The sequence below is a fragment of the Papillibacter cinnamivorans DSM 12816 genome, assembly GCF_900176335.1.
Classification (GTDB): Bacteria; Bacillota; Clostridia; order Oscillospirales; family Oscillospiraceae; genus Papillibacter; species Papillibacter cinnamivorans.
In genome coordinates, this window is sequence record NZ_FWXW01000002.1 from 128,839 (window position 1) to 144,683 (window position 15,845).

The following is a 15,845-nucleotide window of genomic DNA, read 5'->3' on the forward strand; positions in this document are numbered from 1 at the left end:
TTCATATGCGAGAGTGCTGGAACTGGTAGACAGGCACGTTTGAGGGGCGTGTGTCTTATGGCGTACGGGTTCAAGTCCCGTCTCTCGCACCAAAGAGCCGATGCAGAAATGCACCGGCTCTTTTCTTTGTACTGAAGTGTTTTTATTGTATTGTATTGCGGCGTGTTCACTTCGACTGCACGTCCTTATTATTTGCCTAATAGATCCGCCATGCCCTGGATGCGCCTCTTGACGTTTTCTGCCCCCAGAGGTCCTAGGTTTTTGCATCCGCTAAGACGCCGACAGTGCCGATATATTATTGCTTTGCTGGCTTTGATCGGGACGACCGGCAACCGGATCTCAGACAGGCCGGTGGCTTTGAGCAGGAATATCCATCGGCTTATACATCAGCGCTTCGGTAAGCTCCGCCAGAAATTCGACGGATTCTTCAAAACCGTTTTCTATCCAGGTTTCTATAATGCTGATAAGTACGGCCGATATCTGAGCCGCGATATATTTATACGCCCTGGCATCCACGGCATTTCTGTCCAGCTTGGTTAAAATATGATCTTCCGTAATGTATGCCGACATGCTCTTATACGCGAACCGGATCAGTCCCCTGCTGTAGAACAGTAAAAGAGCCTCGCGGTTCTCCGTCACAAACCTGAAAGCGTTTAAAAGGATTTCACGAACGCTCATGTTCCGCAAGTCCATTCCGGATTCCATCTCATGAAAAATATCGTCAATTAAATAATGCACCACATCGTCTTTCGAGTGGAAATTATTATAGAAGGTTTTTCGGACGACGTCGGCTTTTCTGCATAGATCCGTAACGGATATCTCCTCGTACGTATTCTCCCGGATTAAGGATAGGAACGCGCCGGCTATGGCGTTTTGCGTCCGCTTTGCCATACAGTTTGTCTCAGCCTTATACATTACTCATATCGCCCGCTTTGTGTAAGATGTATGTTTATATGCCATTTTAATTGATTTCCGCCGCCGTCATTATATAATATACTTAATACTTACACAACTGTGTAAAATAAGGGTGAGAAAACATGAACGGCCGGCTTTATCTGCTTACCGGGGCAACCGGACTTCTGGGCGGGAATATCGTGAGGGAACTGATCGCAAGAGGCGAACGCGTGCGGGCGCTTGCTTTGCCCAAAGATACCGCGATATCCGGTATTCCACATGGCGTGGAGGTCGTTGAAGGCGGTCTCTTGGACGTAGGGGCCCTGGACAGGTTCTTCTCCGTCCCGGAAACTGACGAATTAATCGTGATTCACGCCGCGGGCATCGTTACGATGGATCCGGAACCCAGCGAAACCGTGCGGGCGGTCAATGTGGACGGCACAGGGAATATCATAGAAAAATGTTTACAGTATAAAGTTAAAAAACTGGTTTACATCAGTTCGACAAGCGTGATCCCGGAGCTTCCCAGCGGGCAGGTGATTCGCGAGGTCGAAGACTATGATCCCGATAAAGTGATCGGTTATTACGCAAAAACCAAAGCCATGGCCACCGGCTTGGTAATGAAAGCCGTGCGTAAAAATGGTCTGGATGCGTCCGTCGTCTGCCCCAGCGGAATTTTCGGGCCGAACGATTACGGCTTCGGGATGATCACAAGCGCCCTGATCATGGTGGCGGAAGGCAAACTGCGCATCTCCGTAGGAGGTACGTTCAATTCGGTGGACGCCAGGGATTTGGCCGCCGGCATTATCGCCTGCGCGGAAAGAGGACGAAAAGGTGAAGCATATATTATGGCAAGCCGCTGTTATACCTTCAGCCAGCTGATGGATGCCATATGCAAAGAAGCCGGAGCAAAAAAATATCTGTTTACGGTGCCTCTGTGGCTTGTCCGGCCCTTTGCCGGCCTAGGTACGCTCTACGGCAGGATGACAAAGAAGCCCGCGTGGTTCAGCCGGTTTACCGTCTATAACCTGGCGCGGAACAATGACTATTCCGCTGAAAAAGCCGAAAGAGAACTGGGGTTTCGGTGCCGGTCGCTGGATGAATCCATCGCGGATACCGTCCGCTGGCTGAAGCGGGAAGGAAAAATCCATCCGAATGTCGGGTCATAATGACGGCGACGACGGAAGCGGTCCAGCCATAGATCATTACGATATTGCCAAAACTGATTTTAAGATGTCCGGGTCGTGCGGAATTTTCGTCACGGGTGGAAATATGAATTGGGGGGATATCAATGAAGACTCTGAATCAGCTCATCGGCGGCTACACCTGTCTTTTGAGGCAGGGAGAGCTTCAGGCCGCATATAAGGGCATATTAGAATTTATCGGCAGGTTGCGGTCCGATTTCATGAAAATGTATCCCGATAGCGATATAGGCGGCGTCTATCCCGGCTACATGGACATGTCCTATTTTTCGTTCAGTACGAAGCTTCTGAAAGATAAGGGACTTAAAATAGCTATCGTATACCTGCACGAAAAAGGATGCTTTGAAGTGTGGCTTTCCGCCCGGAACCGGGAGACAAAAAGGAGATATGAATCCGGCATAAAACATATGGTTTCGGTCAATCCCGATTTGTTCCACGACGAAACCAATCCGGACGCCATCATAGAATATACGTTGGAACCTGAACCGGATTTTGAAAATCAGGCTTTATTGATCCATACCATTGAACATGGCGTCGATCAGTTCATTACTTCGGTGGCCTGTCTCTTATAGCGGAAAACCCCGGCTGCCCGCCATGCCGGTCCCCGCCGTTCGTTTTCTGAAACCGTCCCCCGCTCGTGCGGATTTTTTTAAGTTTGCCGTTCTCGGCATCCGCCCAAAAAGAAGAGCAGGCTGTGCCTGCTCTTCTTTTTGAAATTCTTGAAATGGGGATTGAGAAAAGTTCCGGTCATCTTGCTCACAGGTTTTTCCAGCTTACCGCACTCCCGTGAACAGCAGACTACCGTCATGTCCGAACAGAAAGTATTTTTCTTCGAAGCCGGGCGCCAGGGCGCGGACTTTGTAGTAGGAGTCGTAATAGGCGTACTGGTCGTAAATCATCACATGGGTGAGAATCGGGCCCATGGCCTCCGGAAGCGGCGTGATGGGATGGGTCTTCCCTTTCATGTCCGTCATGCTGTCCGTCTGGGGAAAAAGAAAATAGGGCATGTAGAACAGGTCCCCCACGATGATGCGGGGACCCTTGTCCGTGGGTACTCCGATGCACATGCTGCCCCTGGTGTGCCCCGGCGTCAGGTATACTTTCAGGCCGTTTGCCAGCTCCGCGTCGCCGTCCAGCATGACGACGTTCTTCATTTTGCGGAAAATCTCGATGACCGTCTGGTCAAAATCTCCCCGGTAAATCTGAATGGGCAGGGGGTTCAGCAGGTTTTCCCATTCCGCTTTCATAAAGACGGTCTCCGCGTCGTGAAAAAGGTGGCAGGCCCCGGTGTGGTCATTGTGCAGGTGGGTGTAGAGCACCATGTGGATATCGTTCGGCTCGAGTCCCTCCTTCTTCAGCGCCTCCGTCACCCAGGACGTGCCGCCCTCTGCGGGGCAGTTGTTCCAGCGGGTGTGTCCGTTTACGATGTATCGCTCGTTGATTCCGGTGTCCACAAGAACATTTATTCCATCCTTCTGCAGCAGAAATCCCAGATAGGGTGCGTCTAAAACGAGGTCGGTATCCAGCCCGGGGGTAAACATGCACTTGGGAGAGGTGATGGTTCCGAAATGCAGCACTTTGATGGTCCAGTTCATCCCGTTCACTCCTTTTAGCAAATCTTTCCTGAGATCAGTACTATTATATAAAATTCTTAATAAAAAGAAAAATAATTCTGAAAATATTCTTGCTGCAGAAGCGGTCGGACGGATTTTCGAAACGGCTGTTAAATATTAAATTTATGCAAAAGGAACATTGTACGATTTACAGGCCGGTTTTTTATGATATGATTTTACTGATTCAGTCTGGAATATGGATACGAAAGAAGAGAAAACTATGCCGGCCTGTGCAGCTCATTATCAGTTTGGCCAGGATGTGCTCCATCGTCTGGATGAACATTGGAAATCCTGCGCTCTCGCCCATAAGCGGGAATATGATATCGGTCTTCAGGGGCCGGATCCGTTTTTTTATTATAAGCCCTACCGCCGCAACGAAGTGGTCCGCTACGGCGAGGAACGCCACGGCCTTCCCGCCTGCCGGATGTTCGTCCCGATCCTGGAGAAGGTGCACGAAGGGGCGGCCCTGTCGTATATGATGGGCCTTATCTGTCACTATTCTCTGGATAAAACCTGTCATCCCTATGTTTTTGCCCACTGTAAAACCATTGACCAGCATGAACAGATGGAGTCCGCCTTTGACAGGCAGATCCTGTCCGCCCGGGGATGGACGGAGCCCCGGTATCTGTGCCTCAATCCCGACGGGCTGGATTATCCGGCGATGGCCTCTCTCTGGCCCGGTATGGATGGGGAAACCCTGCGCAAGTGTGTGAAATCCCAGCGCCGTCTGATCCGGCTTCTGGACTACAAGCGGGTCCTGAAGGTCTGTCAGACGGTGATCAATAAACCCGGGCGGTTTACCGCCATGTCTCTTCCCTCCTGTGTTCCCGGCAATCAGGCAGAGCATGTTCGGCATCTGGACGCGCTCTACCGGAAAGCTTTGGAGGAGTGCCCGGAGCTGATCCGGGCGGCCTGCGAAAGCATGGGTAAAAAACCCGTGAGCTGCCGGGGCTTTGAGCAGAACTATAAAGGGGAACCGGCCCCCGGACAGGACGGAGCCGCGACGGTCACCCCGTAGTACCGCTTTTTTACGGGCTTGGAATTTCAGGCAGCCGGGACGGCAGGCTTCGGTCCGCCCGTCCCGTTTCTCTACTTACGGAAACGATGCGGCTTTCGGCTGCCCAGAGGATCCTTCCGATTCTTTTGGTATAATAAAAATTGGGTTTGCGCAGCCTCTTACTTTCCGGTGCGTGTAATAACAGACTATTACCCATACATATCAAACTTTCTTCTGAAACTGTGCGGCCACGATGCGCTCTGCAAGGACCTGACGCAGGATACGTTTGTGAAACGGATCCGGGGGATTGAAAAAAATCGATATTCATGGAAAAGCGTCCTTTTCCACCTGTTTATTGGCTGGCGCGAAAAACGGGTATATAGATTATCTGCGAAAAAACAAGTGGATTTGCTATAAATGCGGCGCGGTGCAGGATAAAACGAATCTGTACTGCACATTCTGCGGAGCAAAGATCGGCGATACCTGTGAATGCTGCCGTTCTGCCGTCTGCAGGAAAGACGCGTTCTGCAGAAACTACGGCAGCAAACTTAATCGGAAGCAGGCGGCGGAATGAATAAAAAAAATCTCTGGCTGGTGATTGTCCCCCTCATATTATTCGCCATGCTTGCCGTATGTGTGAAAGCGGGCCTTACGGTGGGCTTCGAAGGCTGGGCTTACAGCGAAACCGTTGAACACATGTCGCCTCTGTATACAGGTATTGTAAAGGCAATCACGCATATTGGGGACTCGGCGGTGGTGATTGTCTTCTGTCTGCTGCTGATCGCCCTGCCAAAATCGAGAAAAACCATTGCTCTGCCTGTTTCCCTTTCGGTAATCCTGTCGGCGGTGCTGAACATCGTTCTGAAAAACCTCTTCGTCAGGCAGCGGCCCGATATCCTGCGGCTGATCAACGAAACAAGCTACAGCTTTCCCAGCGGGCACGCCATGATTAACGCCACTTTGTACACAATGCTGATTCTTCTGATCTTCCGGTATGTACCTAATAAGCTCCGGAGGCTGGCGCTCTCTTTCCTCTGTCTTGCTCTCACGGCGGCCATCGGCTACAGCCGCGTTTATCTGGGCGTTCATTACGCCGGAGATGTCCTGGGCGGCTGGCTGATAGGCTTTGCCGTCTCTCTGCTCGTGTTTAACCTGTGGAAAGACAAGGTATGGAGCAAAAAGCAGCTTCAATGAATTTGCGGGGTACTGAAGATGCAGGCTTGGATTACCTCTGTGATCAACCAATCCGGGTATATCGGGAGCGCGCTGCTGATTGCCCTTGAAAATCTCTTCCCGCCCAGCCCGTCCGAATTGATTCCGACCTTCGGCGGCTTCATGGCAGCCCGGAGGCTTGTTGTCAGACGGATCCTTCGGAGAAAGGCCCCGAAAAAAGATAAAATCACCCGGGTTGAAACAGGTCCTTTATCCCTTAATCAGCCGGTCACAGCCGTCCGTGCAGACGCCGGCGCCGGCTTCTCACCGCCAGTTTGCCAATATTTGAAATATCTATTGACTTCTTGCTCTTCCGGTTGTATTCTTATTAAACACACCACTCAAAAAGTGTAATCTGATTAAAGAGGTATTTCATGTACAACGACAAAACATTGGTCTGCAAGGATTGCGGACAGGAGTTCATCTTCACCGCCAGAGAACAGGAATTCTACGCGGAAAAAGGCTTCACAAATGAACCGCAGCGCTGCAAAACCTGCCGCGACGCTCGCAAAGGCATCTCCCGGGGAGCCTCCCGCCAGATGTACGACGCGGTATGCGCGGAATGCGGAAAACCCTGCAAGGTTCCTTTCGAGCCGCGCAATGACCGCCCTGTGTACTGCAGCGACTGCTTCAGGAAATAAACTGCGACCGGCCAAGTGCGCCCCTGTAGGGGCGCCTTTTGGTGCGTCTGAAAATCCCGCCGTGGCATTGCCCGGCGGGATTTTTTTGCGTTTTTCACTCCTTTTTCCATTTCTCAGGTCATTTTCATAAATAACATGTTTTATCTCCTGCCGTATTGACTTTCCCAGGGTGCCGTGCTATCATGTTTATAGTGTATATACACTATTTATGCTCCATGCGTTTACCGAAGGAGGGTTTCTGCATGTATCAGGTTTTGGAACCGTTTCAGCTGAATGGTCTCCTGCTGAAAAACAGGATTGCCCGCTCCGCAACCTATTCCTATATGCACAATACGGACGGCTATGTCGGCGGCGATGAAATCGGAATATTCGAGACTTTGGCAAAAAACCAGATCGGGCTAATCCTCTCGGGACAGCTTTACGTCAATCCGGATGGGAAAATTTCCGATGAGGAGCCGGGCCTGGATGACGACGCATTTCTTCCCCGCCTGCGGGAGCTGACGCGGGCGGTGCATTCCCATGGAGCCAAAACGATTGCACAGATCAATCATGCCGGAGCAAGGTCGAATTTGCACGTACCCCTTTCCCCTTCTGAAATCAAGCTTGCGGACGGCCGGGTGACAATGGAATTGACCGCGGAGGAAATCCGGCGTATTGAAGAGGATTTTGTCTCGGCAGCCTTCCGGGCAAAGGAAGCGGGATTTGACGGCGTCCAGGTGCATGCGGCGCATGGGTATCTGCTTACCGAGTTTCTCTCCCCCGCTTCCAACAGCCGCTCTGATTTATATGGCGGTTCCCTGGAGAATCGTTTCCGCATTGTTAAGGAAATCCTGTCTGGCATACGGGACAAATGCGGAATGGATTTTCCCGTATTCGTCAAGATCAACAGCAACCGGGAAGACGATGCCGCCTATGAAGCGGAACTTGGGTATTTTCTGAATGAATTCAAGGCCTTTGGAGTGACGGCGGTGGAACTGAGCGGATACGAATGGAGAGCCCATAAGGCGGACGAACGGAACTATTATCTCCGCCGGGCGGCCGAAATGAGGCGGCTCGCGGATATTCCAATCATGCTGGTGGGCGGCGTGCGCACGCTGAAGGACATGGAACAGGTCATTGAATCCGGGATCGACATGGTATCCCTCTGCCGGCCTCTCATTTGCGAACCGGACTTGATTCCCAAGCTCGCCGCAGGCCAGGAAAAAGCCCGGTGCATCAGTTGCAGCAAGTGCTTCGGGCTCTATACCCAAACAGGCAAACGGTGCGCCTTGCACGCCTGACGGCGGATCGCTCAGAAAAGAAAAGAATTATAATATATATCGGGAGGTAATATCCATGAGCAAGGTCTTTGACCCCATGGAACTGAAAAACATCCGGCTGAAAAACAGGATCGTCCGCTCGGCGACCGTGGATCCCTTCGGAAACAAGGGCGGGACAGTCTCGGACGCCCAGGTGGAGCTCTACAGAACCCTGGCGGAAAACAATGTGGGCCTCATTATAGCCGCCCAGAGCGGCGTTGCAGACGCCGGCAGGATTTCCGATGATCAGAACCTGATATCCCGGGACAGCTTCATCGACAGTCACCGCCGCCTGACGGACGCGGTGCACAAAGCGGGCTCCAAAATCATCCTTCAGATCAGTCACTGCGGCGCCGGAGCCATGAGCATAGACGGCAATCCCCCAATGGCCCCGTCGGATGTTCCCTACCCCGGCTCCAAGGTGATCCCCCGCCCCCTCGCCGTTGCCGAAATCGAGGAGATCATCGGGCAGTTCATCGCGGCCGCCGTGCGGGCAAAGGCCGCCGGATACGACGGCGTGCAGGTCCACGGGGCTCATGGCTATCTTCTTTCCTCGTTCATCAATCCCGTACAGAACAAACGCACCGACGAATACGGCGGCGGCATCGAAAACCGCTTTAAAATGGCGGAAAAAGTGATTCGGGGCATCGTGAATGAGCTTGGCCCGGACTATCCCGTCCTTCTGAAAATCAACTCCAACATCGAGGAAAACGACGAGACGTATTACTCCGATCTGGTCTATGTGGCAAAAACCTGCAAATCCCTGGGCGTCTCGGCCATAGAGTACAGCGGATACAATTTCACCCCCCTGGGCCGGAAGGGGCTCCACAATTATTATATGGACCGGGTCTCCGCTCTGCGGCGCGAAGTGGACCTTCCGGTCATCCTGGTGGGCGGAGTCCGGAGCCTTCAGGATATGGACGCAGTCCTCTCCTCCGGCATCGATATGGTCTCCCTTTCCCGGCCCTTTATCTGCGAGCCCGATCTTGTGACCAGGCTTAGAAATGGTCAGGAAAAGGCAACATGTATCAGCTGCAGTAAATGCTTCTATCTGTATTATAAAGAAGGCAGAAGATGCGTTTTCCACGAGGCGAAAAGCTGAATTCAGCAAAAAGCGGCTCCCGCGCCGAAGGCGCGGGAGCCGCTTAATATTTAAAGCTCATCGTTTTCCCACTGTGAAAAAGAGTATTCCTCTTTCAACGGGTTAAAATCCCGCCCAGACGGTGACCTCGTCCACCTCGGCGCGGCGGCTTTTCAGGCGGTTTGCCGGAAAAGCCGGGTCGGGATAACCCAGGGCGATGCCGATAACCGGTTCCCTGTCCTCCGGCAGTCCCGTGTGCTTTCGGATCACGTCCGTGTATAAAACCCCCTGGGCTTCGATGCACGTTCCCAGACCCAGATCCTCGGCCGCGAGGCAGATGGTCTGGGACAGCGCTCCGATGTCGTGGATCGGCCAGGTTTCGCCCCTGAGAGATTTGCTTACTGAAAGGATGATGGCGACGGGCGCGTCAAAAAACCGGAAGCCCCGCAGCAGCCATTCTTTTCTCTTCGCCTTGTCCTCTCTCTGAATGTCCATGAGGCCGAACAGCTCGATGGCAAGCTCCACCCTCCGCCGCTGGTACGCCTCCGGAAGCTCCGGATGTTTGGCCGCGGGAGCGCCCGACAGCACATTTTCCACGTTGTCCCGCCGGATGCCTTCCAGAGGTGCTCCCGTCACCGCCGCAATATGCCAGGGCTGCATATTTTCCGCGGAAGGCGCCCGCAGGGCGGTCTCCAGGATCTGCCGGACGACCTCCCGGGGTACGGGCTTTGCCAGATATCCGCGGATGCTTTTCCGGCTCAGGATTGCGTCTTTTGTTTCCATAGGTTCCTCCCCTTGTTTTCCGCCCCCGTTCCACCGGGGCCGTGCTGAATGAGCCTATTGTACCCTGAAACCACGCTTTTTGTCAAAGTCTTCCGCAAAGGCGCCATTCAAAAAGGGGCTGATGCATGATTCGCAAAATGCACCAAAATACTGACATTTTAGAGGTATCCCCCCGCCAATGGCGGGGGGATACCTCTAAAAATTGTGAAATATGTGCATTTTGCAACAGCCCCTCAACTGTGCTTACTTTGCGTTTTTCAGGAGAAATCGGATGGTGAGACCACCCTGATCGCCGCTTTCCGCCCAGATGGTGCCCCCGTGATTTTCCACGATAGTCCTGCAGATGGACAGGCCCAGGCCCGCCACCCGCCTGCTGGCATCCGAAGTGTAGAAGGGCTCGAAAATCTTTTCCAGATGCTCCTTCCCCACTCCGGGCCCGTTGTCGGAAACGGAAAACAGCGTGCTGCCGTCCTTCTCTTCGCAAAGCACCGCGATTTCCGGTTCGGCTGACGCTGCGTATTTGATGCTGTTTCCGATAAGATTGCCGAACACTCGGCTGATCTTCGGAAGATCCACCTCCAGAAGGCTACCGGGACAGGAGCAGGTGACGGAAAACCGGATGCCCAAAGAGGAAAGCTCGTCCCGGTATTCCTCCTCCGTTCTGGCGCAAAGTTGCCCCGCCGTGATGCGCTTGAGGCTCAGTGCAGGCTCCATGCTGAAGCTGATATAGTCGTCAAACTCCTCCACCAGTTCCTGGATTCTTCTGGATTTGGCGTAAATCGTCCGCAGATAGCTGTCGAATCTCTCCTTGGAAATGTTTTCGTTCTGCAGCCTCTCGGCGTATCCCATCACCGAGGTGAGGGGAGTTTTGATATCATGGGAGATGGAGGCGATGATCCGGTACTGCAGCTGCTTTTCCCGGTCCAAAGAATCCGCCAGCTCCGCGAACCCGTTCTGCAGAAGCCCGATTTCGTCCTTTCGGGCGGTCCGGGTGGGCTTGATTCCCAGCTTGTAAAGCTCCATGTTCCGCTGCAGGCCCACCAGGGGGCGCACCGTGTTCATATATAAAAAAAGATTTAAAAGAAACAAAGTAATCGCAATGATAATGATTTCCGCAATCAGCAGCTCCGTCACCAGATTGATGGAAGATAAAAACCCCAGAGAAATCGGGCGCGTCACCTCCAGCAGCAGCTCCTCCGCCCCTTCCGAAAACGTGGCTGCGGCGGTCACATCGAAGGCAATCCTCTTTTTCTCGCCGGTTTCGAAAATCAAGTCCCCCGAAAGCGACTTGACTTTGAACACGTATTCGCTGTCCCCGGCCAGGTTGGAGAGCGTCTCCCGGTAGTCGGCGTCGTCTTCCAGCCCCCTGGCGATATCGAAAACCTCCACGGACAGCGTCTGGTAGTTTTCCCGGTTTTCCGCCGCGATGCTCCCGGAAAATTTCAGGTTGTAGTACAGGCCGATGAACAGGATGTTGAAAATGAAGAAAACCAGAATGTAGAGGGGAATTTTAAACTGGATGCTCATGCCGCCCCTCCCGCCGGATTTACCAGCTTATACCCCACTCCCCAGACCGTCCGGATATACGCTCCGCCCTCTCCCAGCTTGTCCCGCAGGTTTTTGATGTTTACCGTCACCGTTCCCACGTCGCCGAATTCTCCGCCCCATACGGCGTCGAAAATCTGCTCCCTGGAAAGGACCCGTCCCGCGTTCTCGCACAGGCAGAGCAGCACCTGGAATTCCCGGGTGGAAAGCTCCACCGGCTTGCTCCGGAAGAACGCCTCGTAGCTGTCCCGGTACAATTCCAGCTCGCCCACCTGGAGCTTTTCCTGCCGGGCCCGGGTGCTTCTCGCCTCCCGGCGCAGATGGGCCTTCACCCGGGCCACCAGTTCCTCCACCACGAAGGGCTTTGTGATATAGTCGTCTCCTCCCATCTCAAAGCCCAGAAGGGTGTCGAACACCCGGTTTTTTGCGGTGACGAACACAATGGGGCAGCTCACGTTTTCCCGGATCCGTCTGCACACCCCCAGGCCGTCCGTTTTTGGCATCATGATGTCCAGCAGGATCAATGAAATATCCCGGTTTGAAGAGAGAAGCCGGAGAGCCTCCTCCCCGTCGTAGGCAATCAGCGTCTCAAAGCCTTCGTCCGAAAGTGCGTCCGAAATCAAATCGGCGATTTCCCGCTCGTCATCCACCACCAGAATCTTCTGCATTTCCATCCCCCCCGCCGGACGCTCCGGCCCGATTTATGCCTGGTTCAGTAATCCCCTATGGCTGAGATTCATATTACGCTTCCTGATACAGACCGAACAGTTTCAGAAGCTTCTGCCAGAAATTCAGTTCCGGCTCCACCGCCTCCGTGGGCTGCTCTTTTTCCGCGGGCTCAAAGCCTTCCGTGCGGATCACGAACTGCACGGCCGCGACGTCGGTGTTTTTCTCCGAAAGGAAGGAGGTCGGCGTATATCCGCTGTTGGTGTATTCCGCGAGCATGTCGTCCACCTTGTCCTGGATTTTGGTGTCCAGACCGCTGGTGCTGCTTTTCAGCTCCCCGATCCCGTTCCTGAGGCCGCTGACTCCGCTGTGGAGCTTCTTATAGCTGTCCGCCAGGGAATTGACTCCCTGTACCAGCTGGGAGATCCCGGAGTCAAGCTGGCTGTAGCCTGCGGAAAGCTGGTTTAATCCGGAGGAGATCTGCTCCAGCGATGAAAGCTGGGCAAGATATCCGGCCGCAAGGGCCTGCACCTGAGGATCGGAGGATGCCGACAGGGCCGTCGCCAGCGTCTTCAGCTGTCCCGAGGAGGAAATCACCTGGGACAGTCCGTCCGCCGCCTGAGAAAGACCCGAACCGATCCCGGAAGATGCTTCCGTGAGGCTGCTCCCTCCTGCCGCGACGCTGCTGAGCCCTGATTTGAATTGAGAGGAGCCGTTCTCCAGCTCCTTCGCCCCATCGTCAAGCTCCCCGATTCCGTCGGTGAGCTTTGTAAAATCACTCTTCAGGCCGTCAAGACCGGTAAGCTCGATGCTCATGCTCAGCAAAATCCCGCTTACGGTGATGGGATCCATCTGGAAATCCGTGGCTTCCGCTTTTATTGTATAGTCTTTTTCCTCGCCGGGCAAGTGCGTAAAGGTGATGCTCTTGTTCTTCCCGGCGTTTGCAAGGGTGGCTCCCGATGCTTCGATGGAGGAGAAATGCTCCGTGTCCAGAGAAGCGGAAATCTGCAGGGTAAAATGCTGGAAATACTCCTCCCCGAATCCTTCGTTCTTCTTAATGGAAATGGTGATTTCCACCTCGCCGCTCTTCCCTGCAAGCTCGCCTGGATCTATTTTTTCCCCGTCCAGCGTATACGTAATCACGATCCTCCAGGGAAGCTCTTTTCTGACCATATCTCCCTGGTAGGAAAATCTTCCCGCCGGCGCCGCAACGGTTGCCGTATCGTCGGTATAGGAAATCTCGTCCGTGGTGGTGAGATTTCGCACGGAGGAGTAATCCCCGTAATCCGTGATCTCCCCGGCCGTCTGAAGCTCGAAGGAATTCACCGCGTAAAGATTGTTCACGTTTCCGCTGTTGTCCGTAACGGCGTAGATGGTCTCTTCCTTCCCCTGCCGCTCTCCGCTCGCCGCGGCGCCCGCCGCCGTGCTGCCCAGAAGCAGCAGAACCAGGCCCATGGAGATCGCCCGTTTTGCCGTCTTCATATGCATCACCCTTTCCTTTCCGGTTTGTAGAATTTCAGTCCCAAGGTCGTTTTTTGAATAATCCCGTCGCAGAAATACAGCATAGCGGGTAAAAACAGCAGCACCATAGCCGCCGACAGAGCGGCGCCCCGCCCGATTAAAATGCCGAACTCGCCCACCATCCCGTTGGAGGAAATCTCGCCCAGTATAAACCCTGCCGACGCGAGGATGCCCGCCGAGGTGAGAATGGAAGCCGTGGTATTGGCCACCGTCTGGGAGATCGCCGCTTTTTTCGCATGGCTCCTCCGGTTTTCAATATATCGGTTTGTCATCAGAATGGCGTAATCCACCGTGGCCCCCAGCTGGACCGAGCTGATGATGATGAATCCCAGATAAGCCATACTGTTTCCCAGGAAATAGGGGATCGACAGGTTGATCCAGATGGAGGTTTCGATGGTCAGAAGCAGAATAATCGGAATGGAAATCGATCGGAAGGTGAGCAGTACCACAAGCCCGATTCCGATAATGCCGATGATGGCCACCACCTTGTTGTCCGCGATCACCGTGTCCCGCATGTCGTAGACGTTGGCGCTTCCTCCCGCAAGGTAATATCCGTCCCCGTACACGTCCTCCGCCGTTTTCCGGATCTGCTCCACGGCGGTAAAGGCCTCGTTGCTTTCCTGGGATGCACCCACGGTGACAATCATCCGGCTGTAGCCGCCGGAAACCAGATATTCAAGGGAATCGGCGGGAACGAACTCCTGAGGAATGACGGTGCCCACCGAATTGGAATAGGAGACCACGGAGGTGACCGAGGGAATTTCGTCCAGCTCGTCTGTCAGGATTGCCTCCTTTGCGGCGTCTCCCGCCGGAACCAGAAGGACCATCTGGTTGAACTTTCCGAACAGCGCGTCGATGGCCTCCTCGTCCCTGTACACCTGGGAGGTCTCATCGCTGGACATGGCGGAGGAACCGAAAATAAAGTGGTTGTTCTGCTGTGCAAGATATGCCGGCACAATCACAATGGCGACCACAACCACCGCCGGAATGAATACCTTCGTCACCGCCTTGCCGAATCCCGCAAAGGAAGGCAGGAAAGAGCGGTGGTGGGTGATATCGATGATTTTATAGGTGAACACCGTGATGACCGGCAGGAAAAAGAGAACCGACAGCAGACTGAACACGATCCCCTTCGCCAGTACGATCCCCATGTCCGGTCCCAGCTTGAAGCGCATGAACAGAAGCGCCGCGAAGCCGATAACGGTGGTCAGAGCGCTGGCAAGGATGGAGGAAAAAGACTTCTCCATGGCGCGTGCCATGGCTTCCTTCACGTCCATGCCTTCTCTCCGGAATTCGGCGAACCGGTGGAGAAGAAAGATGGAATAGTCCATGGATACTGCCAGCTGCAGCACCGAAGCGGTGGTCATGGTGATAAAGGACACCTGGCCGAATATAAGATTGGTTCCGTTATTTAAAAGGATCGCCACCCCCACGGATACCATGAAAAGCAGCGGCTCGAACCAGGAACTGGTGCTGATAAAGAGGATGATGAGGGTCAGCGGAATGACCATCAGCATAATGAGCTTCATTTCGCTGCCCAGCGTCTGCCTTGTCTGGCTGAGGCTCGCCGCGTCCCCGGCGACCGCTCCCTGGTCACCCACGATGTTTCGGATCTCGGGGACGGCCGTATCCACCAGATCGCTGTCGACGGTGACGGAAAACAGGGCGTTCCCGTCCTTGTACCACGAATGGAGAGTTTCCTGATCCATGGTCTCGGTAGGCTCTTCCAGGCTAACCTCGTCGTCCAGCCAGGTGATCTCCGTGACTCCCTCCACCGCCCCGATTTCTTTCTTGTACTCCAGTGCTTCCGGGATGCTCACGTCCCGCACCATCACCCGCAGGTTGGGGACGGGCTTGTCAAAAGCCTCGTTCATGACGTCGAGAGCTATGGTGGAAGGCGAATCCTCCGGCAGATAGTCCATCAGCTGGTAGTTGACCTTAACCTGCCTTGCCAGCACCGCCGAAACGGCCGCCGCCGCCAGAAATAAAATCAGCACAAGCCACTTATGCCGCAGGATCCCCTGTGAAAATGCCTGCATTTTAATACCTCCCCGGCCGAATGCGTCTGAAGACAATGTACCACAAAAAAATGAGGAAAATATCGAAAAAAAATTAAAAATTATTATGCCCGCTGCCCGGCGGGGCGGGTTTTGTCCCCGTGCCGTCTCCGTGGGACGCAAAGAAAAAACCGGGTGTGGTTTCCCCCGCCCCGATCCGTCCGCCGGAAGGGGCGCCGGTCGGTTTTTCTTGTCCGGCGCACCCCCGCCATTTCCCGCAGGTTTTACGGAAAAAACCATTGACAATAAAATGCCCAGGTGGTATCATACTAAACACGCGATGGTCCCAAGACGGCGTGCTTTTTTAAGCCCTCCGGCCGCGGGAAGCACGAAAG

At 54.0% G+C, this 15,845-nt stretch carries 15 protein-coding genes and 1 tRNA gene; 9 read left to right on the plus strand and 7 right to left on the minus strand.

Going from position 1 to position 15,845, the window contains the following annotated elements; all coding sequences use genetic code 11:
* Nucleotides 1-7 precede the first annotated feature (7 nt).
* Nucleotides 8-92 (plus strand) — tRNA-Leu (locus tag B9A13_RS03450).
* 247 nt (nt 93-339) lie between these two features.
* Here the strand turns inward: B9A13_RS03450 and B9A13_RS03455 are convergent.
* Nucleotides 340-891, minus strand: coding sequence for a TetR/AcrR family transcriptional regulator (locus tag B9A13_RS03455; protein WP_159448011.1), 552 nt, complete (start codon nt 889-891; stop codon nt 340-342).
* Between the two features lie 146 nt (nt 892-1,037).
* Here B9A13_RS03455 and B9A13_RS03460 point away from each other — a divergent pair, with 146 nt between their 5' ends.
* Complete coding sequence (locus B9A13_RS03460; protein WP_084233668.1) at nt 1,038-2,063, plus strand: NAD-dependent epimerase/dehydratase family protein; 1,026 nt, start codon at nt 1,038-1,040, stop codon at nt 2,061-2,063.
* A gap of 122 nt (nt 2,064-2,185) precedes the next feature.
* Nucleotides 2,186-2,668: a DUF7000 family protein gene (locus B9A13_RS03465; RefSeq protein ID WP_084233669.1), complete on the plus strand. Its 483-nt coding sequence runs from the start codon at nt 2,186-2,188 to the stop codon at nt 2,666-2,668.
* Nucleotides 2,669-2,869: 201 nt separating this feature from the next.
* Here B9A13_RS03465 and B9A13_RS03470 read toward each other — a convergent pair whose 3' ends face one another.
* Nucleotides 2,870-3,691 (minus strand): MBL fold metallo-hydrolase, encoded by an 822-nt coding sequence (locus tag B9A13_RS03470; protein WP_084233670.1) that lies wholly within the window; start codon nt 3,689-3,691, stop codon nt 2,870-2,872.
* A gap of 238 nt (nt 3,692-3,929) precedes the next feature.
* On the opposite strand from B9A13_RS03470, the gene B9A13_RS03475 reads away from it, so the two are divergent.
* From B9A13_RS03475 to B9A13_RS03505, 6 genes are all read left to right on the plus strand, one after another.
* The gene (locus B9A13_RS03475) at nt 3,930-4,727 is read left to right on the plus strand and encodes a zinc dependent phospholipase C family protein (protein ID WP_084233671.1); all 798 of its coding nucleotides are present in this window, start codon (nt 3,930-3,932) and stop codon (nt 4,725-4,727) included.
* Nucleotides 4,728-5,276: 549 nt separating this feature from the next.
* A complete protein-coding gene (locus B9A13_RS03485; protein ID WP_084233673.1) occupies nt 5,277-5,900 on the plus strand; it encodes a phosphatase PAP2 family protein in 624 nt (207 codons plus the stop codon).
* 18 nt (nt 5,901-5,918) lie between these two features.
* The gene (locus B9A13_RS14620) at nt 5,919-6,272 is read left to right on the plus strand and encodes a hypothetical protein (protein ID WP_200809675.1); all 354 of its coding nucleotides are present in this window, start codon (nt 5,919-5,921) and stop codon (nt 6,270-6,272) included.
* Between the two features lie 20 nt (nt 6,273-6,292).
* Complete coding sequence (locus tag B9A13_RS03495; RefSeq protein ID WP_084233674.1) at nt 6,293-6,559, plus strand: zinc-ribbon domain containing protein; 267 nt, start codon at nt 6,293-6,295, stop codon at nt 6,557-6,559.
* A gap of 242 nt (nt 6,560-6,801) precedes the next feature.
* The gene (locus tag B9A13_RS03500; RefSeq protein ID WP_143806868.1) at nt 6,802-7,839 is read left to right on the plus strand and encodes an oxidoreductase; all 1,038 of its coding nucleotides are present in this window, start codon (nt 6,802-6,804) and stop codon (nt 7,837-7,839) included.
* Between the two features lie 55 nt (nt 7,840-7,894).
* Nucleotides 7,895-8,959 (plus strand): oxidoreductase, encoded by a 1,065-nt coding sequence (locus B9A13_RS03505; RefSeq protein WP_084233675.1) that lies wholly within the window; start codon nt 7,895-7,897, stop codon nt 8,957-8,959.
* A 102-nt stretch (nt 8,960-9,061) separates the two neighbouring features.
* Here the strand turns inward: B9A13_RS03505 and B9A13_RS03510 are convergent, their stop codons facing one another.
* From B9A13_RS03510 to B9A13_RS03530, 5 genes are all read right to left on the minus strand, one after another.
* Nucleotides 9,062-9,721 (minus strand): nitroreductase, encoded by a 660-nt coding sequence (locus tag B9A13_RS03510; RefSeq protein ID WP_084233676.1) that lies wholly within the window; start codon nt 9,719-9,721, stop codon nt 9,062-9,064.
* 243 nt (nt 9,722-9,964) lie between these two features.
* Nucleotides 9,965-11,248, minus strand: coding sequence for a sensor histidine kinase (locus B9A13_RS03515; protein ID WP_084233677.1), 1,284 nt, complete (start codon nt 11,246-11,248; stop codon nt 9,965-9,967).
* On the minus strand, nt 11,245-11,934 hold the full coding sequence (locus tag B9A13_RS03520; protein ID WP_084233927.1) for a response regulator transcription factor: 690 nt from the start codon (nt 11,932-11,934) through the stop codon (nt 11,245-11,247). Before B9A13_RS03520 ends, B9A13_RS03515 begins: the two co-directional genes overlap by 4 nt.
* A gap of 73 nt (nt 11,935-12,007) precedes the next feature.
* Nucleotides 12,008-13,414, minus strand: a complete 1,407-nt coding sequence (locus B9A13_RS03525; RefSeq protein WP_159448013.1) for a hypothetical protein — start codon at nt 13,412-13,414, stop codon at nt 12,008-12,010.
* 5 nt (nt 13,415-13,419) lie between these two features.
* On the minus strand, nt 13,420-15,492 hold the full coding sequence (locus B9A13_RS03530; protein ID WP_143806869.1) for an efflux RND transporter permease subunit: 2,073 nt from the start codon (nt 15,490-15,492) through the stop codon (nt 13,420-13,422).
* Nucleotides 15,493-15,845: the final 353 nt, after the last annotated feature.